Genomic DNA, 22,042 nt, shown 5'->3' with positions numbered 1-22,042 from the left:
GGTGTTGATACGCCTAAACTCTGTTTCGAAATCATTTCGTTCTCGCAAGGTTCCGACGTCCCCACGCGAATGGGTGCGCTACCATATTCTCGGCCGCCACCTTCGAGTCACTGCCCTTGATAATGTTACATTTAATGTAAATCCAGGAGAGATTGTCATCTTGCTAGGGCCAAACGGAGCTGGGAAGACGACGACACTACGGCTAATTGCGGGGATTCTGGCCCCGGATTCCGGTGCGGTCAACGTGCTCGGTCACGTTCCGCATAAACGCGAGAGGACGCTACTCAAAAAAATTGGTTTTGTCATGGCCCACTGCAGTCAGTTAATATGGGACCTTCGACCGCTGGACTCATATGAACTGCATGCTGCAATGTATGATATCGACCGGCAAGCCTTTAAACGGCGCCTCGCTTTGTATTCAGACCTTCTCCAATTAGATGCCAGCATTTTGGACAGGCGTGTTCGGGAGCTATCTCTCGGTCAACGTATGCGCTGTGAATTGGTAATGCAGTTGCTTCACGAACCCAAAGCGTTGTTATTAGATGAACCAACTCAGGGGATCGACGTCTACGCCCAGAGGATTGTACGTGATGCATTTGTCCGGTATGCAAGGGAAACCTCGGCAGCCTTGCTGATTACAAGCCATGCCGTTGAAGACATAACCATTGCGGACAGGGTAGTTGTCCTATCCAAGGGTAAAGTTGTGTTTGATGGAAAGTTCAGCTCTTTGCTGGAATGGATTGATGATTCAACGGTGATTCGATTCCGCTTTGACGGGGAGATCCCGAACCTTCCACGCGTGATCCGCGGACATGCAGTGGAATACGATGAAAAGGACAGATGCATCATCCGGGTCCAAAAGCATCAGGTTCCCGAAGTTGTTGGTCATCTCTTAACGGTCGCTCGCATCAAGGAATTAAGCATTGAGAGACCCTCGGTAGCCGATGTTGTGAGTAAGTTATACAAACAATTATGACGTGATGCTGCCCTGTTGGCCGCTGTGGCTTGGTCCATGTAACACTTCGGTAGGTGAGGGTCGAGGCAAGTCGAAGAGGCCTCCCCCGGAGGCTGTCCCTGGATCGGGACGGCTTCCCCAGCGGTAGTCGGAGGGTGAGGCCTCATGATCAGCATACACGCTGTGCGGGAACTTTTCCTTCAGACGTTGGAGGAACTGGCGGAGCTCATCACCCAGGAACAGTCGTTTGGGGAACTGGAGGAAGCCGTGCAACGGCTCACGGGCCAGGTCACGCTTCGTGTCTTGGAGTTGGTGTTGGCGGGCATCGATGAGCGGCTGATGCGAGAGCGGGTCCTGGACACACCGCTGGGCGAGTTACGGGTGAAGCGACGCGACTACCGGGACCGGGCGACGGGTCAGGGTGTGTTCTTGCTGGATGAAGCCCTGGGCTTGGAATCCGGCGGCAGGCCACGGAGATGCCGTATCACCGGGCGGCGGCGGTGCTGGGGGAGCTGACGGCGGGGCAGGCGCCGGCGCGGGCGATGACGGTGTGGCGGGCGGCGCAGCGGGCGGGGCGCCGGCTGGAGGAGGCGGCGGAGCGGTTGCGCCGGTCCGTGTTCGTGGGGGGTCAGGTTCCTGAAGGCGGGCGCCGGAGCGCGCAGCTGCATGCCGAAGCGGACGAGGTCTATCTACGGGGCCGGGAGCAAGCGGAGCAGGCCTGTTACCTCGGAGGCGATGGGGCGCATTGGGTCAAGCAGGGGCTGCAGTATTTCCCCCGCGCGTGTTACCGGCTGGCTCCGTTCCATCGGCGGCGAGCGTTCCGGGAGGCGTTATCGCCCTCCGAGGAGGTTTACGGCCGGGTTTGCCGGGCCATCAAGGCGGGGGATTGGGCGGGCGTGGAGTCGGCGCTTCGCCAGGCGCTACGGGGGCGGCGCGGTCCGGCTCGGCAACGCTTGTTGCGGCTACGGGGCTACTTGCGGGAGAACTGGGACGGGATTGTGGCTTCTGGGGAAGCTCCGCGGCTGGGGACGATCGAAGCGGAAGTCTTTCACGTCCTTGCGCGACGGATGAAACGGCATGGTGCGCGTTGGAGTGATCGAGGCGCCGACCACCTGGCGCGGCTCTTGAGCGAGCGTTTTGATCCTCAATGCCGCGCGGTCCTTAGCGGCCGGCTCTTGCAGGTATCGCCCTCCGTACGGCGGGGGACACGCCAGGCCGTCCAGCGAGTGATTGGCCAGCTTGAGGAGGACCCAACCCGCTGGTTACGTGCCCGGATCCCGGCGCTCACCGGGCCACAGGCGGATAAACCCTGGGTTCAGGTGCTGCGTCACGTTACTCACGCCCGCGCACCGGTGGCTTGACAGCATATTCACCGCTGGGGACACCCACCGAAACGTGACAGGGATGGTGGCTTGCCACCGCGTAGAATTGGGGAGGCTAAAAGTGTTAAAGTATTGGATTTGTTATTCCCGAACGTCTGTGTCTGTCTTTTTACGTCTCCAATGGGCGTTTCGCGAGTCGGTCGTGTTCTGGCTCTTAAGCGACTTTCTTTCACCCGTGATCTACTTTCTTGTTTGGAGTCAAGTTGTTTCAGTTCCACACCAGCAACTGGCAACTTACTACGTAAGCGTCATTTTAACAAGGCAATTCGTGGAGGAATGGATAGTTTGGGCGATGGCACCCGAGATTGAGGCAGAGCGGTTTGATCCACAGATGATTAAGCCCGTGTCTCCTCTTATTCACTACTTTACGTCCAACGTGGCTCATAAGGTATTTAAGGCTCCTCTATTCATTCTATTGTTGTTGACGTTGGTGTGGATGCGCGGCCCGTCATCGCAGGCCCTAGTCGAGGCGGTCATATATGTATGGACGTGCGTTGTTGGTCTTGTGATTCTGCACCTACTGGGGTATACAATAGCAATACTTGGTTTTGTGGTGCGGCGGGTTACGCATATCTATACCGTCGTCGACGGGTTGCGTGTCCTATTTTCGGGCGAGTTTGCGCCAGTTATCTTTTTTCCGGATTTTCTTCAATCAGCTGCCCTTTTTTCACCGCATTGGTGGGCAATTGGGCTCCCGATCCAAATCATATCGGGCTCGACACCTTCGGCAGCACTACCGCTAGCCTTGGTCGTGCAGTTTGGCGTCGCGGTCATCATGGCGGTTGTCCAGACATGGGTTTCACGCTGGGCCCTGAATCGGTGGGCAGGATGAAGGAAGCTAGCGGGAATTACGCCTTGTAGGTTAGGGCTTGCAATGATGCGGGAGGTGTAGTGAGCCGTGAAAGTGATCGCGCACGCGATTAGAATTGGATTGTCACGTAGTATGGATGTGCCATCCGAAGTCTTGGTTGAGGTTGTCATGAGTGTTTTTTGGCTCATTTGGGGTGCAGCATTGGTTCGCATTATCTTCATCGACCGACATTATGTCGCGGGATGGACGTTGGACGAGGCCATGGTTATCTATGGCGTGTTCTATGCCTTGTTTGGGTGGTTTTTCTTTGCCCTGCGCTCGAGTATCGTTCAGTTGCCCGCTATTCTTCAACGCGACGAGTTCGACCAATATTTGCTTAAGCCGGTAGGCGCCCTTGTATATTTGATCGTTCATGGTTTGGAGGTCGTACGCGTCGTCGACATAGCGTTGGGCCTGGGTGTCGTAGCATATTGCTGGCTCCGGATCGGGGCGCCCAGCCCGTGGTACAGTTTGGTAATGTTTGTTGTGTCATTCTGCCTTAGCATTATAGTTTTGACCGCTGTGGTTGTGCTGTTTGCGTTGATTGGCTTTTGGGCCAGGAAGGCCGATCAGTTGATGCCTCTTGCCATTGGATTCATGCAGGCAGGGCGTTACCCTTCGGATGTCTATGGGGGACCGCCACATCTTTTGGTTGGAGCATTTCTTGCCTCCGCGTCACTGAGCAGTATACCTGCCCGAATGATTGTGGGAAGGGGAAGCTGGCTTTTAATAGGCGAATACGCCGCTATCGTGGCCACCATTGTTGCAGGCGTTGTCATCCTTTGGAGGCTGGGTATTGCCAGGTATTGTTCTGGACGATGACCGGCGGATCCCGTCTTTTTAGCCAGCCCCCAGCTCCCGCCGCAGCCCCTCCCAGTCCAAGAGGGGCAGGGAGCAGGTGAAGTTGCGGCAGACGTAGGCCACGGGGCGCCCGCCCACCGGGTCACGGCCTTGCCACACCGCCCGGCGCTCGGTGCCGGCACCGGGCGGCCGGACCGTCAAGAGGAGCCCCGGCAGGTAGAACCCGGCCAGCCGCCGGCGCCACTCCGCCAGCACGGGGGCGTCAGGATCACCCACCAGGGTCACCTCCGTATACCCCTCCAGCCGGTCGGCCTCGACCCACACCGTACGGGCCATGGCCAGGGGCTGCTCCGCCGCCAGGGCCCTTACCCGGTCGAGAAACCGGCCGGCCACGCGGCGGTAGCGCTCGTCACCGGTGATCACCGCCAGCCGCGCCAGGACCCCGGCCGCTGCGGCAGGGCCGGCCGGCACCGCCTGGTCGAAGAGCTCCACGGGCCGGGCCAGGGGGGTCTCGGCCTCCAGGGGCGCGTCGTAGAAGAGGCCGCTGTCCTCGTCCCAGAAGGTCTCGATCATGACCCCCGCCAGCCGGTCCGCCTCGTCCAGCCAGCGGGGGGCGCCGCCGGCGGCGTGCAGCGCCAGAAGCCCTTCGATGAGGAAGGCGTAATCCTGCAGGAACCCGGGCACCTCCAGGGCCCGGCCCCGGTAGGCGTGGAGCAGCCGCCCGTCGGGCCGGCGCAGGGCCCCCAGGACGAACTCGGCCGCCCGGCGGGCCGCCTCCGCGTAGCCGGGTTCGTCCAGCACCGGTGCGGCCTGGGCGAAGGCGGCGATCATCAGGCCGTTCCAACCGGCCAGGATCTTGTCGTCCCGGGCCGGCGGGGTACGGCGGCGCCGGGCTTCCAGCAGCCGCCGGCGGATGGACTCCAGCCGGCGGTCCAGCTCGGCAGGATCCAGGCCCAGGCTGCGGGCCAGGGCCGGGCGTTCCTCGTCGGCCACCGCCCGGTAGAGCACCGTGGTGCCGTCCTCGAAGTTGCCCTCCTCGGTCACGCCGAACCAGCGGGCCGCCAGGGCGACGTCGACCGAGGCGGCAGCGGCGGGCGCCGCCTCGGCGGGTTCCACCGGTCCCGTGGGGCTGTTCGCGAGCCCCGTGGCGGCGAGGGTGCTCCTGGCAGGCTCCCCTCCGGCGGGCCCCCTACGGGTCCCGGACGCGGCTGAACCCTCCAGGGCCTCCCGGAGCTGGGCGGGCGTCCAGACGTAGTAGGCTCCCTCGCGGCCGTCGCTGTCGGCATCCAGGGTGCTGATGAACCCGCCCTCGGGGGCCGTCATCTCCTCGCGGACGAAATCCAGGGTGCGCCGCGCCACCCCGGCGTAGAAGGGATCCCCCGTGATCCGGTAGGCGTCGAGGTACAGGGGGACCAGCTGGGCCTGGTCGTAGAGCATCTTCTCGAAGTGGGGGATCAGCCACGCCCGGTCCGTGGCGTAACGGTGGAACCCGCCCGCCAGGTGGTCGAACAGGCCCCCCAGGGCCATGGCCTGCAGGGTGTGCAGGGCCATGTCGAGGTAGCGCCGGGAGCCCGGGCCTGGCCCTTGGCCTCCCCCGGCCGGATCCCGGGCTGCCGGGGCGGCCGCCGGGCTCGCGCCGGAGCCAGCCTCTCGGCCCGCCCCGGCTGCACCCGCCTCGGCCGCCGGCGCCCGGCTGTCCCCGGTTCCCTCCTCAGTATGCCGTCCGGTCCCCGTCCCGGATCCGCCGGGTTGGTTCAAGCCGCTCCCGGCGCCGGCCCGCAGCAGCACCGCCACCGCCGTGGCATGGGGGAACTTGGGGGCCCGGCCGAAGCCACCGTACTGCGGGTCGTAGCTGCGGGCGATGCGGGCGGCGGCCTGCTCCAGCCACCGCCGTGCCGCCTCCCGGCCTGCAGCACCCTCAGGCGCCAGACCCAAGGCCACGCCGCCCGCCCCGGGCGCCCGAGTCCCGGCCCCGCCGCGCCCAGGGGCCACGCCCGCCTCCCAGGCCTCTTCCCCTTGCCCGGAGGCCTCGCCGGGCCCCGGGGCCGGAACCCCGCCGGCCTCCCCGGCGTCACCGGCGTCACCGGCGGCGGTCCCCTCCGGTCCCGGACCCCCGGGACGGCGGGCCGGCTCGGCCGTCCCCCGGTCCAGCAGGCCGGCACCGCTCACCGAACGGCGCAGCACCTCCGCCACCTGGCCGGCCACCCGCTCCACTTCGTCCCGGCGGTGGCGGTAAGCGTCCAGCACCGCCTCCAGCACCTTGGGGAACCCCGGCAGGCCGTGGCGGTCTTCCGGCGGGAAGTAGGTGCCGGCGAAGAAGGGCTTGAGGTCCGGCGTCAGGAACACCGTCAGCGGCCAGCCGCCCCCGGAACCCAGGATCTGCGCCGCCGTCTGGTAGACCTGGTCAAGGTCCGGCCGCTCCTCCCGGTCGACCTTCACGTTGACGAACCCGGCGTTCATCCGGGCCGCGATGGCCGGGTCTTCGAAGCATTCCCGCTCCATCACGTGGCACCAGTGGCAGGCCGCGTAGCCGATGCTGAGCAGGATGGGCCGGTCTTCCCGCCGCGCCCGCTCCAGCGCCTCCGGCCCCCAGGGGTACCAGTCGACGGGGTTGTAGGCGTGCTGCTGCAGGTAGGGTGAAGCCTGGTGGATCAGCCGATTGGGCCGGCGGCCGCTGCTCGCCATAAGGGGTGCCTCCCTTCGCCGGGTACCTCCCGGACGGCCGGTACCGGGGCGGGCCGTCACCGCCGTGGAGGTGGGCCGTCACGACCATACCGGTACCGTCATGCCGGCGCCTTGGTGCCGGCTACCGTCATACCGGGTGCCTGGGTGCCGGCGCCTTCATGCCCAGCCTTCATGCGATCCCTTCGGGCCGGTCCCTCAGCCCTTCATGCCGGGGCCTGAAACCCGCCGGCCTGCAACCCGCTGCGTTCATCCCGCAACGGATCCTGCCGCGACCGCCGCGACCTTCGTATTCCCATCCTAACATGCCGGCGGATGGGCGTCCTGGCACATGCCGGCGGATGGGGGATCGGAAGGGCCGGTCGGCCGCGCGGGACCTGCTCCTTTCCCTCACCTTCCCTGCACCGCACCCCCAGGGTCCCGGTCCTGGCACCGGTCTGGGCTTCCATGCCCCCTTGCCCCCGGCCACCGCCGCCCAGGGGCCGCACCCGATCTCCACCGGATGATCCCCCGATTCCCCTCCGGATACAGATGGGGCAGACCCCGGCGATATACTGGGACCGGAACCGGGTGCGGGGGACCGGCCGAGGGTGCGGGGACCCGTGCCGGACCACGGGGACCGGAGCCAGAACACGGGTGCCGCCACCCGCATGGCGCCCCGGCCGCGCCGGTACCGGCGCACCGGCCGCAGGTCCGGCGGGGACGAACCGGCCGCTCGGGCAGCTCCCGCGCCTGCACGCCGGGGCAAAGGGGGACCACCATGGACAGCCGCCGCCGTATCGCGCTCGTCGCCGGGTTGTTGCTCGTTGTGGCGGGTCTGGCCGCCGGTATCGCCGTCCTGAACCGGGACGAACCGGCCGCGCCGGGCCCGGGCGGAAGCCCGCCCAGTGGGCAGGCATCGCCGCCCGGCACCCCGGGCGCGGGCGCTCCGGGCGCCGGCACCCCGGGAGCCGGGCAGAACCCGCCGGGTTCGTCCGGGCAGGTACCGGCTCCCCCCGAAGAGCCTGTGGTAGCCCCCGGCACCCCGGCCCCCGACTTCACCCTGCGGGACCTGGAGGGCCGGCCGGTCAGCCTGTCGAATTTTCGGGGAAAGGTGGTCTTCCTCAATTTCTGGGCCAGCTGGTGCTACCCGTGCCGGCAGGAGATGCCGGAAATCCGCAAGCTGGTCGACCGGATGCCCGGCGACGTGGTAGTGCTGGGTGTCACCACCAGTGACCGGGCCAGCCCGCAGGAGATCAAGGCCTACGTGGAAGAGAACGGGTACGACTGGATCTTCGTCTACGACGAGGGCAGCCGGGTGGGGCGGCAATACCGCATCGTCTACCTGCCGACCAGCTACTTCATCGACCCGGATGGGGTGGTGCGGGCGCGGCACATCGGGCCTATGACGGCCGAGCAGATGGAACGGTACATCCAGCATGCCCGGGCGGGCGGCGATTCGTAGGCCCCCGGCCAAGACTGGGAACCCGCCCCAGGGCTCGCCCCAGAGCCTGGCCCCGGCCCACCGGCCTGCCCACCGGCCTGCCCGGCGGCCGGCACGGCGGCCCTGGCGGGAGCGGTTGGGCCGGCCTGCCCGGCGGTCGTGCGGATGCCGGCCCATGCGTTCACAGCATCCGGTGTGGGGACCCGCCCGTGGGCCGGCAGGCCGGATCACGAGGGTACCCGTGCAGGCGCCCGGGCAGGCTCCTGGTGCACAGGGGGAGAGGAGGAGGGGGGCCCATGGTCAACGGAGGCAGTGAATCCCGGAGCTGGGCGGTGGCCTGCCACCTGGCGGCCCTGGCCGGCATCTGGATTCCCCTAGGCAACCTGCTGGGCCCGCTGGTGGTCTGGCTGGTCAAGCGGAACGACGACCCCTTTGTCGACCAGCAGGGCAAGGAAGCCGTCAACTTTCAGCTCAGCGTCACCCTGTACTTCATCGCCCTGATTGCCCTGGGCATTCTAGCCCTGGTGCCCATGGGCATGGCCGACATCCTGGTGGGCCCCATGGGCGGCCCGGGCCCGCGGGCCCTCACCTTCCTCCTCTTCGTGCTGCTGGCTTTGCTGGCGGCGGCCGTGTCCCTGGGGTGGCTCGTGCTGGTGATCGTGGCCGCCGTCCGGGCCAGCAAGGGCGAGGCCTACCGCTATCCGCTGACCTTGCGGCTGGTAAGATAAGGGCCCGCCTCCGCCAGAGCCCGGGCGGGCTGGCCGGGGTCGGGCGCAGGGGGCATGTACCGCTCCAGCGCTTGCCGCCAGGATGCAGGAAGGGGTTCGGGACGACCCTCGCGCCCCACGTGGACGGCCACCACCCGGCCGCGCACCAGCTCCTCCCGGCCAGGCAGCCGCACCACCCGGTGGCCGAAGGTGAGGCTGGTCCGGCCCAGGGCTTCGATCCAGGTCTCCACCTCCAGCCGGTCGTCGAACCGGGCGGAGGCCCGGTAATCGCACTCGGCGTGGACCACCATCAGGGCGTGGACGCCGCCGCCGGGCTCCACCGCCGCTTCCTGCCCGCCTTCCGACTCGCTGGCGCTCCCCGCTCCCTGGGCCGTCGCTCCCTGCAACCCGGCCCCTTGCGCCTCCTGCAGCGCCTCCCGCAGCAGGTCGACCCGCCCGACCTCGAAGTAGACGAAGTAGTTCCCGTAATAGACCACCCCCTGCGCGTCCGTCTCCGCGAAACGGACCCGCAGGGGGGAACGCACCACGCGCCCGGCCTCCCCGGACGCAGGCCGGTCCAAAGGCCGATCGCCCAAGTCGATCCCTCGCCTCCGCCTCGCGTATAGCCACCAGCCTGGCACATCCCGCGCTGGTGCCGCACCGCCTTGCCCGGTCCCCCCGCCCCGCGAGGCACCAGGACCCCCAGGACGACCCCCGTTCTCCCCCGGGGCCATGGCACGACGGGTCTCCCGCTCCCCGCGGCGCACCCCGCCCCGAAGGTGCGGGCCGCCGGGGCGGGATCAGAACCCCAGCAGCATCCGCGCCCGCTCCGACATCATCTCGGGCCGCCAGGGCGGGCTCCAGACCAGCCGGACCCGGGCTTCCTTCACGCCCTCCAGCCGCTCGATGGCCTGCTTGGCCTGGCTGACGATCTGGTCGCCCAGGGGGCAGCCGATGGCCGTCAGGGTCATGTCGACCTCGACCACGCCGTCGTCGTCCACCTCGCACCGGTAGACCAGGCCCAGGTCGACCACGTTGAGCCCGATCTCCGGATCGATGACGTCGGTCAGAGCCTCGCGGACCTGTTCTTCCGTCACCTTCGCCATGGGATCACCTCCCGCTGCCGGGGGCCGAACCGGCTCCAGCGGAGGTAACCGGCCCAACCCCAGGCTCAACCTTAAGGATACCGCATCGCCTCACGGGCGGTCCCGTTCGTGTATCCTAGGGGAAGGTTGTAGGGGAAGTTTGCGGCATCCACCGTAGATTCCCGTACCGGCCGGCGCTCCGCGGCGCGCGGCCGCAGGAGGCGATGCACGTGCCTGCACCGACCGTTCCGGCAGAGACGCTGGCGTCGCTGGAAGAACGGGCGCGCCAGCTGCGCCGCCACGTCATCCGCATGATCGCCCGGGCGGGCTCGGGTCACCCGGGCGGCTCCTTGTCCGCTGCGGAGATCGTCACCGCGCTGTACTTCCATGTGATGCGCCATGACCCGGCCCGCCCCAGCTGGGACGATCGGGACCGGTTCGTCCTGAGCAAGGGGCACGGCGTGCCCATCGTGTACGCCGCCCTGGCGGAGGCGGGCTATTTCCCCGAGGCCTGGCTGGAGCGGCTGCGCCAGCTGGACAGCCCGCTGCAGGGACACCCTTCCCGGCGGGACTGCCCGGGGATCGAGGCCTCGACCGGTTCCCTGGGCCAGGGCCTCTCCATCGCCGCGGGAATGGCCCTGGCGGGCAAGCTGGACGGCAAGGACTACCGCGTGTTCGTGCTCCTGGGCGACGGGGAGATCCAGGAGGGCCAGGTCTGGGAGGCGGCCATGTTCGCGGCCCATCACCGCCTGGACAACCTGATCGCCATCCTCGACTACAACCGCTACCAGCTGGACGACGCGGTGGACGCCATCGTGCGCGTGGAGCCGCTGGCCGACAAGTGGCGCGCCTTCGGCTGGGACGTGGAGGAGATCGACGGCCACGACCTCGGCCAGGTGGTGCCGGCGCTGGAGCGAGCCCGGGCCGGCACCGGGCGCCCGGTGATGATCATCGCCCACACCGTCAAGGGTAAGGGCGTGTCCTTCATGGAGAACAACAACGAGTTCCACGGCCGGGCGCCGACCCCTGAGGAGACCGAAAAGGCTCTGGCGGAGCTGGGGGACGAACCGGCCGCGGCCCGTTGACGGCGCGAGCCCGCTGACGAGCGCGAGCCCGCGCCCCGCTGACGAGCGCGAGGAGGATCCTGCCATGTTCGGGCTTCCCACAGGCAAGCCAACCCGCCAGGCCTTCGGCGAGGCACTGGTGGAGCTGGGCCGCCGGCATCCCGAGCTGGTGGTGCTGGACGGCGACCTGTCCAAGTCGACCTACACCCGTTACTTCGCCCAGGAGTTTCCCGAGCGGTTCTTCAACGCCGGCATCGCTGAGGCCAACATGGTCGGCCTGGCGGCGGGGCTGGCGTCGTGCGGAAAGGTTCCCGTCTGTGCCAGCTTTGCGGCCTTTCTAATGTGCAAGGCCTTCGACCAGATGCGCATCGGCGTGAACTACGCGGGCCTCAACGTGAAGTTCGTCGGCAGCCACGGCGGCATCAGCATCGGCGAAGACGGCGTGTCCCAGATGGCCGTGGAGGACGTGGCCCTGGCCCAGGCGCTACCCGGCTTCGTGGTGCTGGTGCCCGCGGACGAGCACGCCACCCGCCGGGCGGTGGAAGCGGCCGTGGCGCACCCGGGCCCGGTGTACATCCGGGTGGGCCGGCCCAAGGCTCCCCTGGTCTACGACACCCGCCCCTGCGACTTCGCCATCGGGCGGGCCATCCGGGTGCGGGACGGCGGCGACCTGACCATCGCCGCCAACGGGCTGATGGTGGCGGCGGCCCTGGCCGCGGCCGAGCAGCTGGCCGCGGAGGGCATCGAAGCCCGGGTGCTGGACTTTGCCTCTGTCAAGCCGCTGGACCGGGACGCCGTGCGGGCGGCAGCGGAAGAGACAGGCGCCCTGGTGGTGGCGGAAGAGCACCTCAAGGCCGGCGGCCTGGGCAGCGCCATCGCCATGGCCCTGGCGGAGACGGTGCCGGTGCCGGCGGAGTTCGTCGCCCTGCAGGACACCTATGCCGAATCGGGCGCCCCGGAGGAGCTGATGCGCAAGTACGGGCTGACCCCGGAGGCCATCGCCGCCGCGGCCCGCCGGGTGCTGGAGCGCAAGCGGGCGGGGGTGGCGGGTGCGGCCCGCCGCTGAAGAGGGCACCCCTGCCGGTGAAGCGGGGACTCCGGCGCGGCAGCGCGTGCCGCCCGGCGCCGGTTGCGGATACCGCCTGTCGCTGGGGCGGGTGGCGCCCACCGCTGAAGCAGGTGCCACGCGCCACGGAGAGGAGCACCGGCCACCGCGGAGGGGAACCTCGCCCGCCGGGGTCGTCCCTGGGTGCACGGGGCCGGGACCGGCCGAAGGGCCTTGCCGCCTGCCGGTGCCCACCGGGACCCGGTCCCCTCCGCCGCGCCGGCCCCCTGCTCCCCAACCCCCTACTCCCCGGCCCCCGTTCCCTGGCCCGCTTCCCGGCCCGACTCCCCGGCGGCAGCTCCCAGCACCTCGGCCGCCAGGGAGCCGTCCCCTTCCAGCGTCAGGGTGGCCCCCCAGTAGTCCCGGCTGCCCCCGGGCACCGTCTGGTGGTTGAACACGAAGTAGTCCAGGTCGTGGATGATCCGGTGGGCCGTGCGGACCCGGCCGGGGTCCCGCCGGCGGTAGCCCTCCTCCAGCGCCAGGATGAAGGCCTGGAGGTCCTGGCCGGCGGTGGGCGGTTGCAACCGCGCTGCCACGTCCCGCAAGAGCTGCAGGCTCGCGCTTTCCAGCACCTGCTGGACGTCGTTCCACGCGGGGCTGTGGGCGTCCCGCAGCGCCGCCAGGTGCCCCCAGCCGGCGATCTGGTTCATCCGCTCGTGGACCCCGTGCACGTTGCCCTTCGCCCGCTCCAGTTCCTCGCCCGTCGACGCCGCCAGGTGGCGGCCGACCTGCTCCAGTTGCTGGGGATCGGGGGCTTCGGGTCGTCCCAGCCCCTCCAGGGTGGCCTGCCACCACTGGCTTCCTGCCGGCGTCAGGGACCAGGCCACCACACCCGCCGCCACCACCGCCACGGCCACGCCGGCCGCCAGCCGGCGCCACCCCTGCCGCACCTTTCCCCTCCTCCCGCATGGGACGCCGCCCCTGCCGGGAACCCCGGCAGGCATAAGTTACCAGTTCCATGGTACCCGGAAGGACGCGCCGGGGGAAGACCCGGCCACGCCCTACCCGGTTCGCCCTCACCGGGGCTGGGGCGGCCTCGGCGCCCCGGTGCGCAACCCCTTCGTCCGCCGCGGCGTGCAGCCCGCCCGGCCCCGGCTCAACGGGGCGGAGGGCCGGAAGGGTCCTGAGGCCGCGGCGCCTCCCGCAGCGCCCCGGTGATGACCCGCACGTTGTGGCGCATCATGTCCAGGTAGGTTTCGGCCCCGCTGCCCGGAGGGCCCACAGAGTCGGCGTAGAGCTGGCCGCCGATGGGCACGCCCGCCTGGGCGGCCAGTTCCTCCATGAGCTTGGGATTGATGGTCGACTCCACGAAGGCCGGCACGCCGTAACGCCGCAGGTGCCCCAGCAGGCGGGCCAGCTCGGCGGCCGCCGGTTCTTCCTCGGTGCTTATGCCCCACACGCTGTCCACGACCCGGACGCCGTAGCGGCGACCGAAGTAGCGGTAGGCGTCGTGGGTGGTCACCAGCAGGCGGCGATCCGGCGGGACGGCGGCCACTTGGCGGGCGATCCAGGCATCCAGCGCCCTCAGCTCTTCCTGGAGGGAGGCCGCTCGCTGCCGGTAGAACCCGGCCCCCGCCGGATCGGCAGCGCTCAGGGCCGCGCCAATGGCGTCCACGTAGCCCATGACCAGCACGGGATCCATCCAGAGGTGCGGATCGACCTTCGCCGGATCGCCCGGCCAGGGCAGCAGGACGGCGGGGGGAAGGGTTTCCGCCACCCGCACCACCAGAGGGCCGCCCGTCGGCGGGGCAGGGGCCACCGGGTCCGGGGATGCCGCCCGCGGGGCACCGGGCCAGGCCGACGCGGAGCCGGGCGCCACCGGGTCCGGGGGTCCCTCTGGGTCCGGAAGCCGGGTCGCCGGTGCAGGCCCGTCAAGGCCGGGCGGGGCGGGCGGCAGGCCGGAGCCTGTAGCCGTCCCTGGCGCCGAGCCGGTGGCGGGAGCCTGGGGCATCCCCTCCAGCAGCCGCTCGGCCCACAGGTCGATCCCGTGGCCGTTGAGCAGCACCACCCGGGCCCGGGCCAGGGCCAGGGCGTCCCGCGGCAAGGGCTCGTAGCTGTGGGGATCCTGGCCCGGGGCCAGCAGGCTATGGACCCGCACCCGCGGGCCGCCGATGCGGGCCGCCAGGTCGGCCAGGATGGTGGTGCTGGCCACCACCAGGGGCCGCGGGTCGCCGGGGCCCATCAGCTGGCGCCACCAGTACCGGCCGGCCGCCAGCACCGAGCCGGCGCTCAGGAGGAGCACCAGCACCACCACCAGGATCGCGGCCGGTAGGGGTTGGGAACGCCTCATGCCGGCTCCTCCTCACGCGGGCCGGGCCGCGTCAGGGTCCCGTCCGGTTCCAGGGGATGAACCCGCAGGGCTGCCGCGGCGGCGGCGTCCAGCCACTGCCCGTCGGGGCCGGAAGCCTCCCCCGGCGCTTCGCTCCGCCCCGCCCCTTGCTCCGCAGCCACCGGTGCGGCCGGCTCTGGCCGTGGGCCCCGGCGCCCGGCCGGTTCCTCCGCCGGTGGCCCCGGAACCCGAACCTGGGAGGCTTCTTCGCGGCGCACCCAGAGACCGTCCCGGGCGCGGCCGAGCACCTCCAGGCGGGTGCCCGGCACCAGTCCCGCCCGGCGCAGCCGGCCGAGGAGGTCCGGGTCCTCGTCGTCGACCCGGGCGACCACCGCCCGGGTCCCTGCCGGCAACTGGTCCAGGGCCACCGGCGGCGGGCCGGGCTCCGCCGGCACGTCGCCGGCGGGGGTGGGAATGGGTGCGCCGTGGGGGTCGCGGGCGGGATGGCCCAGAGCTTCGGCCATCTCTTCCGCCAGGTGGGGCGGAGTGGCGTGCTCGAGCTCGTGGGCCACCTGGTGAACGTCTTCCCAGGCCATGCCGGCCACGTCGGTCAGGTACCGCTCCCACAGCCGGTGGGTCCGGATCAGCCGGCGGGCTTCCCGCACCCCGGCTGCGGTGAGGCGCGCACCCAGGGCCGGTCCTTGCGCCCGGGGCCCACGGCGCTCCCGGAAGCCGGCCCCCGCAGGCTGCGGGCCGCCGCCTGCGCCGTCACCGGCCGGCTGCGGTGCCTGGGGTCCGGGGTCCCCGGCCTCGGGTTCCGGATCCCAGGCCGCCAGGCCCCGGGCCACCAGCCGGGCCAGGGCCGCCCGTACCTCCCGGCGGGTCAAGCCGGTCCAACCGGCCAGAACGTCCAGCGGCACGCCCCGCGGGGACGCGGCCGCGGCTGCAGCGGGTCCTGCCGCGGGTCCTGCCCCCCGGGCGACCGCCTCGCCGCCTTCCACCCCCAGCTCGTGCAGGGCCTTGAGAACGTCCTCGGCGGCCACCAGCCGGGCGGTCCGGCGCCGCTGCAGGAGCCGGGCCAGGAGCCCCTGCTCGGGAGCCAGCACCAGGGCCACCACGAAACCCGCCATGGCCACCAGCACCATGGCGGGTCCCGAGGCCACGTCCAGGTAGAAGGACAGGTAGAGGCCGGTCACCGCCGCCACCGTGCCCAGCACCACGGCCAGGCCGATCAGGGCCGGGAAGCGGCGCACCAGCAGGTAGGCGGTGGCCGGCGGGGTCACCAGCATGGCCAGGGCCAGCACCACCCCGACGGCCTGTAGCGCCGCCACCAGGGTCGCCGACACCAGCACCATCATCAGGTAGTGGAGGGCACGGACGGGCAGTCCCGCCACCTCCGCGGTGACGGGATCGAACGCCCACAACTGCAGCTCCTTGAAGAGGAGCGCCACCAGTCCGGCCGCCACCGCCGCCACCACGGCCATGAGCACCAGGTCGGCGCGGGAGACGCCCAGGACGTTGCCGAACAGGATGTGGAACACATCCACGCTGCTGCGGGCGCGGCTGAGGATGGCCAGCCCCAGGGCGAAGGCGCCGAGGAAGAGCAGGCCCGTGGCGGCGTCGGACTTGAGGCGGGTGTTCCGCTCGAGAAAGCCGATGCCGGCCGCCGTGAGCAGGGCGCTGGCCAGGGCGCCGGTAAAGTAAGGCCAGCCCAGCAGGTAGGCGACGGCCACGCCCGGCAGCACGGCGTGGGAGATGGCATCGCCCAGCAGCGACCAGCGGCGCACCAGGAGGAAGCTGCCCGTCACCGCTCCGGCCACGGCCACCAGCACCCCGGCGGCCAGGGCCCGGACCATGAAGGGATAGCGCAGCGGCTCCGCCAGGATGTCGAGCCATCCCGGATCGCCCGTCATGCCCGCACCCCTCCCGGTACCGGCAGGACCACCCGGTCCAGGTAGGTCAGCCGGCCGCCGTAGGTCTCCCGCAGCCGCTCGGCCGTCATGACCTCCGCCGGCGGGCCGAAGGCGATGACCCGGCCGTTGATCAGCGCCACCCGGTCGTAGTGGCCGATTCCCGAAAGATCGTGGTCGACCACCAGGATGGTCTTGCCCGCGTCCCGCAGCCGGCCCAGAAGCCGCCGCACCACCTCCTGGGTGGCGGCATCCACACCGGCATAGGGTTCGTCCAGCAGGATCAGGTCGGCATCCTGGGCCAGGGCCCGGGCGATAAAGACCCGCTGCTGCTGGCCGCCCGAAAGGGCCGCCAGGGGGCGCCGGGCGTAGGCCGCCATGCCGACCTCCTCCAGGGCCTCCGCCACCCGGCGGCGGTCCTCCGGCCCCGGGCGCCGCAACCAGCCCAGGCGGGGCACGCGCCCCATCATCACCACGTCGGACACGGTGGCCGGGAAATCCCAGTCGATCAGCTCCCGCTGGGGCACGTAGGCGATGCGGCGCCGCTGGCGCTCCACCGGCTGGCCGAAGACCCGCACCGTGCCGGCGGCGGGCCGCACCAGCCCCAAAATCGCCTTGAACAAGGTCGACTTGCCGGCCCCGTTCGGCCCCACCAAGGCGACCAGCAAGCCCGCCGGCACCGCCAGCCGCACGCCCCGCAGGACGGGCCGGTGGTCGTACGCCACATAGAGGTTGCGCACGGCCACGGCGGCCTCGCTCTCACCAGCCATGTTCCGTCCCCCCTGGGGGACCGGGCCGGTTCAGCCCGGCGCGATCCGGACAAACCGGCGCAGCCACACCCTGCTAGTTGTTAGCCAACAACATTTTTGCATAAATGCAAAACCAGGGTACAGAGCGGCGCCCCTTCCTCGGGCGGCAGTTCAGGCCCGGCGGCAGCTTCTCCACCGGGGAGGCGGAGTCCGGGCAGCGGTCCCCCTTGCAAGAGGTGGCCCGGCGGGACACAGCCCCGCGGCCTGGGCTACCATCGCCGTTCCTCGGGGCTCCATGGCCGGCGCCCGGCGCAAGAGGCTCCCTGCCCCGGGCCCGGCCTAACCCTCCGGGCGGCGGGCGCCCGGCCGGCCCGGGTGGGTGAGCCCGTTGCGGCCGGGTTCGCCCGCCGGCAAAGGCCGGGCCAGGCCGCGTACCGGGTGCGGGCCTTCCTCTTCGGGAGGCCGGGCGTTGGGCCGGGGCACCTCCACCACCGCGATCTCCATCCACCGCCCGTCCATCCAGGTGTTGGCGTAGATCAGGTCGGGCTGGCCGTCCGCCTCCAGCCGGGGGTAGAGGTGGAAGCGCAGCCCGGCTACGTCGGCTGCGTTGTAGAAGCCGGAATAGTACAGGATGTCCAGCACCTGCTCGGCCAGGGCCAGGGCCTCCCGCCGGTCGGGGCAGATCACGGTGCCGTCTTCGCGCAGGGTGGTTTCCATGAAGACCCGGGCCAGGTCGTCCAGGACCCGGGTGTCGTACGGGTGGTCTCGCCGCGGCCGGGAGTAGCCCTGGCGCAAGGGGCGCGGGCGAGCGGCTCGCCGATCGCCCTCCGGGGCCCCGGGCGAGCCGGACGGGCCGGCCGCTGCCGGCGTGCCGGGCGGTTCCGGCGCCCGGCCGGTACCGCCCGAGCGGGCCGGTGGCCGGGCCGGGGCAGGATGGCCGGGCCGGGCACCTCCGGGTCCGGCGCCGGGTCCGGAACCAGGTCCGGCGCTGCCGGGTCCGGTGCCGCCGGGAGCCGGGCCCTTCTCTTCCTGGGGATCGGACGGCCCGCCGGGGCCGGGCCGGTGATTGCGCTCCATGGCAGTCGCCTCGCTTGCTCTGACGGGCCGGCCACGATGGCGGGCTCGCCCGGCGATGGCCGGCTAGCGATTAATCATAGCACAGGAGCGCCCGGGCGGAGACAACGCCCACCCCATCCGGCACCCAGGCGGCCGGCCCGGCCGGCCGGCCACGACCCGCCAGGACCCGCAGCCGGGTGCCCGTCGCCGCCCCTGCTGGCCGGCCGCTCAGGGATCACAGGGCGCCCCCGGGGAAGACGGCCCCTTCGGGCAGTTCCTCCGCCCGGCCGGCCCTGCCCGCGGCCGCCGGCAGTCCCTCCGGTGAGAGCCCGGGACCGGCCGGGGCCGTGGGGCCGGCCGAGACCGTGGGGCCCGCCCGCTCCAGGGGCGCCGGATGCCGCACGGACAAGGCCGGCCGCACGGGAAGAACCGGCCGGGCCAGAATCCGCTGCAGGTACAGCGCGCCCGCATCCATGCCCTGGGCCCCCAGCAGGAGCAGGAGATCGCCTTCCCCCAGCAAGGAGACCGCCGCCGCCACCGCATCCCCCAGCCGGGTGAAGGTGCCGACCTGGGGGGGCTTGAGCCCGCCCGTCTCGAGCCCGGCCAGGCACGCCTCCCACTCCGCGGGCCGCACCATATCCCGGGCCGTGGTATCCCCCGCGCTGGCGGTCACCAGCACCGCTGCCCCGAGGCGGCGGGCCTCGCAGGCCAGTTGGAGGCCGTTGGCATAGTTGATGGCCGCACCCCGCCCTCCCCGCACGGCATAGACCACCACCGCCCGCCGGTGGGGGATCCGGGCGGCCACGGCGAAGCAGGCGGCCAGGCTGTCGGGCCGCCCGGCGGTATCGTCGATGACGGTGAAGGGGCGGCGCATCAGCACCTGGGTGCGGCGCCGGGGTGCGGCAAAACCCGGCAGGGCGCGGGCGACCGTGCCCGGATCCAGGCCCAGCCACAGGGCGGCTCCCACGGCCGCCACCACGTTGAGGGCATGGTGGGGGCCCAGGAGCTGAGTCTCCAGCCAGACGCCCGGCCGGCCCGGCCGGGGTCCCTCGGGGGCCACCCGAGCGCCGGCAGCCGGGGGCGCCCCGGCAGCCGGCACGGCCCTGAAGTGCCCATTCCCTTCGGGACGATCCCGGCCCAGCCGCAGGGCGGGCCCCGGCGGCCAGGCCGGCGGCAGTTCCAGATGCAACCGGTTCGTCCAGAGATCGGGGCCCACCCGGGCGGAGAGCGCCGCGGCGGGCGCAGCCACCTGCTCGGCCGCCAGCCGCAGGTGGCAGGCGGGGCCGCGCCCGAACAGGACCACCGGCGCCCGGGCATAGGGGCCGAGGCGCAGGGCGGCCTCGCCCTCGTGCATCAGCACGCCGCCGCCGGGCGGGATCATGGCGACGAAACGGCCCTTGGCGGCCGCGTAGTCCTCGTAGGTGGGGTGGTACTCCAGATGTTCCAGGGGAGCCAGGTTCGTCACCACGCCCAGGTCGAAGGCCACGTCATCCACCCGCCGCTGGTCGGCACCCTGGGACGAGACCTCCATCACCGCCACCCGGCAACCGGCATCGGCCATCACCCTGAGGTACCGGTGGAGGTCCAGCGGGTCCGGGGTGGTCAGGTTGCCCGGCCAGCAGTGCCCACCGGCGCGCACCTCCAGCGACCCGATGAGGCCGGCCGGGATCCCTGTGGCGCTCAGCAGGTGGTGGAGGAGAAGGGTGGTGGTCGTCTTGCCGGTGGTCCCGGTGACACCCACCACCACCAGCCGGCGGGACGGGTGACCGTAGCGGTTGGCCGCCAGGCGGGAGAGGGCCGAGCGGGCACAGGGAACCTGAAGCCAGCTGACCCCGGGAGGCAGCGGCTGCCCCGGGGGCTGCTGGGCCACCACCACCCGGGCCCCCCGGCGCAGCGCCTCGCCGGCAAAGGCGGCACCGTCGTGCCGGCGCCCGGGAATGGCCACGAACAGGTCGCCGGGTTCGACCCGGGCGGAGTGGGAGCGGATCTCGCCGACCCAAGGAGGCAGCGGCTCGCCGGACAGGGAAAACGACAGCCCCTGCAGCAGCGGAACGACATCCAGCGCCATGGTAATGGTTCAACCCCCCCCGTTTGGGGTTCCCCGATAGGCGTATGTCGCATGCCCCGGCCAGGTGTCAAGGAGGGGGGAAACGGTCAAAGGCTCGCCAGCCAGCTGATCAGGGCAGGGGCCAGCAAGGTGAGGATGAGGCCGTGGACGAAGGCCAGGGCCGTGGTGCCCGCATCCCGCGCCGCCGCGGCGATGACGGGCAGGGTGGTGTCCATGGTGGTGGCGCCTCCCGGCAGGACGGCCAGCCAGGACCGCCGGCCCGCCAGGCGCGCCAGGAAGGGCACCGCCACCACCGTCAAAAGCTCCCGCATCACGTTGGCCAGGAAGGCCAGGGCACCGGCGGCCGGTCCCCAGAGCTGGGCCACCAGCACCCCGGCCATGCTGTACCAGCCGAAGGCGGCCGCCACCGCCAGGGCCAGGGCAGGCGGCTCGCCGGTCAGCCGCCCCGCCAGCCAGCCCCCGGCCAGGCTCCCCGCCGCACCCAGCAAGGGCAACAGGAGGGCCTTGCCCCGGACGGCCCGGAGGCTCTCCCGGGTGGCCGGCCACTGCCGGCCGAACTCGTACCCGTAAAGGGCCATGAGGAGGAGCAAGGCGTACCCGGAGCCGGCGGCGGCCAGCCGCCCGGCAGCGGCCACCAGGGGGGCCGATCCTTCCGGCCCGCCGGCCACCCCTCCCGTCCCGCCGCTCGCCGGCGCCTCCACCGGCGCCTCCACCGGCGCCACCGGCGCCTCCACCGGCGCCTCCGGCGCCTCCAGCCCGCCGGCCATGGCCGCCGCTTCTCCGGCCACCGCCGCCCCCACGCTGCCTCCCGGCAGGCCGCCCAGCCAGTGGACGAACACGGCCCCCGCCAGCCAGCCGCCGGCCACCGCCAGGACGGCTGCGGCGCTGAGGCGCAGGGCTTCGCCGGACCGGCCAGGGCCCCCGGCGGCCGTGGCCGGGTCCCCCGCGGCGGGATCGTGGCGGGCCGGGTCCGGCCGGATCCTCGGGGTCTCCGGGCCGAGGCTTCCCCGGGGGACGGGATCCGAAGGGAGAAGGTGGGGTCCTGCCGTCCCGCCCGAGAGCGTGATCGGGCCCTGGCGGGTTCGTCCCGTCACCTCGCCGGCCCCGCCCGCGGCCCTGGATCCAAGCCGCCGGGTGATGGGGGTACCCTGCCACCAGGCCATGCGGATACGCCGGCACCAGGTGCCGGGGGCGCGCCGGCGCCTGGCGCTGGGGGCGCCCTGCCGAAAGGCCGTACGAGCACGCCATGCGGCCCCCAGGGCCGAGCCCAGCAGTCCCGCCAGCAGCGCCCCGCCCGCCGTGGCCACGGCAAAGGCGGCAGCCCGTGCGCCCAGCCGGGCCAAACCGGACCCTACCTGGGGATCCAGGCCCAGCCGCAGGCCCATGAGAAAGAGCAGCGCCCGCAGCGTCCACCGGGATGCCGCATCCCACCAGGCTGCCGGCAGCAGGCCACCCAGGCCGCTCAGCCCCGCGGCCATGCCGGCGGCCAGGGCCACCAGGACCGCGGTCACGGCCGGCCTCGCCCCTGGGCGGGGCCCGCTCCGGCGGTTTCCCCGGCACGGGCCCCGGGCCGGCGCGGTCGACCCGCCGGACCCCTGCTGGTGGCGGCCACAAGGCGGCCGGCCGCTCCGGTCGTGCCGCCGGCCCCGCCGCGGCCACCGCTGCCGGTGTCGCCGCGGGCGGCCCCACCGCGGGCGGCATCACCGCGCCGGCCGCTTTCCAGCACGCCCATGAGCCGCGCAAACCCCAGGGCGCCCAGCAGGACGGCGCCGGCCAGCGCCGCGGTGAACCCCAGCAGCCCGGCCACCGACCCGCCCGTGCGGCGCTGCCACAGGGCGGCGATCACTACAAACAGTCCCAGGGCCATCGCCCGGACCACGGGCTTCAATCGCTCGCGCAAGCTGGTTCCCCCGTTTCGCCCACCCGTTGACCTGTT

At 71.4% G+C, this 22,042-nt stretch carries 20 protein-coding genes; 9 read left to right on the top strand and 11 right to left on the bottom strand.

Going from position 1 to position 22,042, the window contains the following annotated elements; all coding sequences use genetic code 11:
* Window position 1 precedes the first annotated feature (1 nt).
* The 5 genes from THESUDRAFT_RS12675 to THESUDRAFT_RS12670 all read left to right on the top strand — a co-directional run bounded on the left by THESUDRAFT_RS12675 (window position 2) and on the right by THESUDRAFT_RS12670 (window position 4,009).
* Window positions 2–976, top strand: a complete 975-nt coding sequence (locus THESUDRAFT_RS12675) for an ABC transporter ATP-binding protein (RefSeq protein WP_207635413.1) — start codon at window positions 2–4, stop codon at window positions 974–976.
* A gap of 144 nt (window positions 977–1,120) precedes the next feature.
* Window positions 1,121–1,471, top strand: coding sequence for a UPF0236 family transposase-like protein (locus tag THESUDRAFT_RS02955; protein WP_040826212.1), 351 nt, complete (start codon window positions 1,121–1,123; stop codon window positions 1,469–1,471).
* Window positions 1,432–2,316 carry a UPF0236 family transposase-like protein gene (locus tag THESUDRAFT_RS15230; RefSeq protein ID WP_040826210.1) on the top strand — a complete coding sequence of 295 codons (885 nt, stop codon included), beginning with the start codon at window positions 1,432–1,434 and terminating at the stop codon, window positions 2,314–2,316. Before THESUDRAFT_RS02955 ends, THESUDRAFT_RS15230 begins: the two co-directional genes overlap by 40 nt.
* Before the next feature lie 82 nt (window positions 2,317–2,398).
* The gene (locus THESUDRAFT_RS13225; RefSeq protein ID WP_169328695.1) at window positions 2,399–3,169 is read left to right on the top strand and encodes an ABC-2 family transporter protein; all 771 of its coding nucleotides are present in this window, start codon (window positions 2,399–2,401) and stop codon (window positions 3,167–3,169) included.
* A gap of 66 nt (window positions 3,170–3,235) precedes the next feature.
* Window positions 3,236–4,009, top strand: a complete 774-nt coding sequence (locus THESUDRAFT_RS12670) for an ABC-2 family transporter protein (RefSeq protein WP_006903231.1) — start codon at window positions 3,236–3,238, stop codon at window positions 4,007–4,009.
* 18 nt (window positions 4,010–4,027) lie between these two features.
* On the opposite strand, the gene THESUDRAFT_RS14145 is transcribed toward THESUDRAFT_RS12670, so the two are convergent.
* Entirely contained in the window at window positions 4,028–6,673 is a 2,646-nt protein-coding gene (locus tag THESUDRAFT_RS14145; RefSeq protein WP_006903230.1) for a DUF255 domain-containing protein, read from the bottom strand.
* Between the two features lie 757 nt (window positions 6,674–7,430).
* Between THESUDRAFT_RS14145 and THESUDRAFT_RS14895 the strand changes: the two genes are divergently transcribed.
* On the top strand, window positions 7,431–8,114 hold the full coding sequence (locus THESUDRAFT_RS14895) for a TlpA family protein disulfide reductase (RefSeq protein ID WP_006903229.1): 684 nt from the start codon (window positions 7,431–7,433) through the stop codon (window positions 8,112–8,114).
* Between the two features lie 275 nt (window positions 8,115–8,389).
* Complete coding sequence (locus THESUDRAFT_RS02935) at window positions 8,390–8,821, top strand: DUF4870 domain-containing protein (RefSeq protein WP_006903228.1); 432 nt, start codon at window positions 8,390–8,392, stop codon at window positions 8,819–8,821.
* Here THESUDRAFT_RS02935 and THESUDRAFT_RS02930 read toward each other — a convergent pair.
* Together THESUDRAFT_RS02930 and THESUDRAFT_RS02925 are read right to left on the bottom strand one after the other, a co-directional pair.
* Window positions 8,791–9,348, bottom strand: a complete 558-nt coding sequence (locus tag THESUDRAFT_RS02930) for an acyl-CoA thioesterase (protein ID WP_006903227.1) — start codon at window positions 9,346–9,348, stop codon at window positions 8,791–8,793. The two genes, THESUDRAFT_RS02935 and THESUDRAFT_RS02930, sit on opposite strands and share 31 nt — an antisense overlap.
* Before the next feature lie 252 nt (window positions 9,349–9,600).
* Window positions 9,601–9,906: a metal-sulfur cluster assembly factor gene (locus THESUDRAFT_RS02925; protein ID WP_006903226.1), complete on the bottom strand. Its 306-nt coding sequence runs from the start codon at window positions 9,904–9,906 to the stop codon at window positions 9,601–9,603.
* Between the two features lie 209 nt (window positions 9,907–10,115).
* Here THESUDRAFT_RS02925 and THESUDRAFT_RS02920 point away from each other — a divergent pair, with 209 nt between their 5' ends.
* On the top strand, window positions 10,116–10,970 hold the full coding sequence (locus tag THESUDRAFT_RS02920; protein ID WP_006903225.1) for a transketolase: 855 nt from the start codon (window positions 10,116–10,118) through the stop codon (window positions 10,968–10,970).
* 64 nt (window positions 10,971–11,034) lie between these two features.
* Window positions 11,035–12,015 (top strand): transketolase family protein, encoded by a 981-nt coding sequence (locus THESUDRAFT_RS02915; RefSeq protein ID WP_006903224.1) that lies wholly within the window; start codon window positions 11,035–11,037, stop codon window positions 12,013–12,015.
* Window positions 12,016–12,296: 281 nt separating this feature from the next.
* Here the strand turns inward: THESUDRAFT_RS02915 and THESUDRAFT_RS02910 are convergent, their stop codons facing one another.
* The 8 genes from THESUDRAFT_RS02910 to THESUDRAFT_RS02875 form a co-directional block, all read right to left on the bottom strand.
* Window positions 12,297–12,944, bottom strand: a complete 648-nt coding sequence (locus THESUDRAFT_RS02910) for a hypothetical protein (protein WP_006903222.1) — start codon at window positions 12,942–12,944, stop codon at window positions 12,297–12,299.
* A gap of 206 nt (window positions 12,945–13,150) precedes the next feature.
* Window positions 13,151–14,344, bottom strand: a complete 1,194-nt coding sequence (locus THESUDRAFT_RS02905) for a metal ABC transporter solute-binding protein, Zn/Mn family (protein ID WP_006903221.1) — start codon at window positions 14,342–14,344, stop codon at window positions 13,151–13,153.
* Window positions 14,341–16,236: a metal ABC transporter permease gene (locus THESUDRAFT_RS12085; RefSeq protein ID WP_006903220.1), complete on the bottom strand. Its 1,896-nt coding sequence runs from the start codon at window positions 16,234–16,236 to the stop codon at window positions 14,341–14,343. Before THESUDRAFT_RS12085 ends, THESUDRAFT_RS02905 begins: the two co-directional genes overlap by 4 nt.
* Window positions 16,233–17,003, bottom strand: coding sequence for a metal ABC transporter ATP-binding protein (locus tag THESUDRAFT_RS02895; RefSeq protein WP_006903219.1), 771 nt, complete (start codon window positions 17,001–17,003; stop codon window positions 16,233–16,235). Before THESUDRAFT_RS02895 ends, THESUDRAFT_RS12085 begins: the two co-directional genes overlap by 4 nt.
* 318 nt (window positions 17,004–17,321) lie before the next feature.
* Window positions 17,322–18,059: a hypothetical protein gene (locus THESUDRAFT_RS13215; RefSeq protein ID WP_006903218.1), complete on the bottom strand. Its 738-nt coding sequence runs from the start codon at window positions 18,057–18,059 to the stop codon at window positions 17,322–17,324.
* Window positions 18,060–18,273: 214 nt separating this feature from the next.
* The gene (locus THESUDRAFT_RS14890) at window positions 18,274–20,106 is read right to left on the bottom strand and encodes a Mur ligase family protein (RefSeq protein WP_006903217.1); all 1,833 of its coding nucleotides are present in this window, start codon (window positions 20,104–20,106) and stop codon (window positions 18,274–18,276) included.
* Window positions 20,107–20,192: 86 nt separating this feature from the next.
* Window positions 20,193–21,617 (bottom strand): LysO family transporter, encoded by a 1,425-nt coding sequence (locus tag THESUDRAFT_RS14130; protein WP_006903216.1) that lies wholly within the window; start codon window positions 21,615–21,617, stop codon window positions 20,193–20,195.
* Complete coding sequence (locus THESUDRAFT_RS02875) at window positions 21,614–22,006, bottom strand: hypothetical protein (RefSeq protein WP_006903215.1); 393 nt, start codon at window positions 22,004–22,006, stop codon at window positions 21,614–21,616. Before THESUDRAFT_RS02875 ends, THESUDRAFT_RS14130 begins: the two co-directional genes overlap by 4 nt.
* Window positions 22,007–22,042 lie beyond the last annotated feature (36 nt).

Source organism: Thermaerobacter subterraneus DSM 13965 (assembly GCF_000183545.2).
GTDB lineage: Bacteria > Bacillota > Sulfobacillia > Thermaerobacterales > Thermaerobacteraceae > Thermaerobacter > Thermaerobacter subterraneus.
This window is presented reverse-complemented; position numbering and strand designations above follow the sequence as displayed.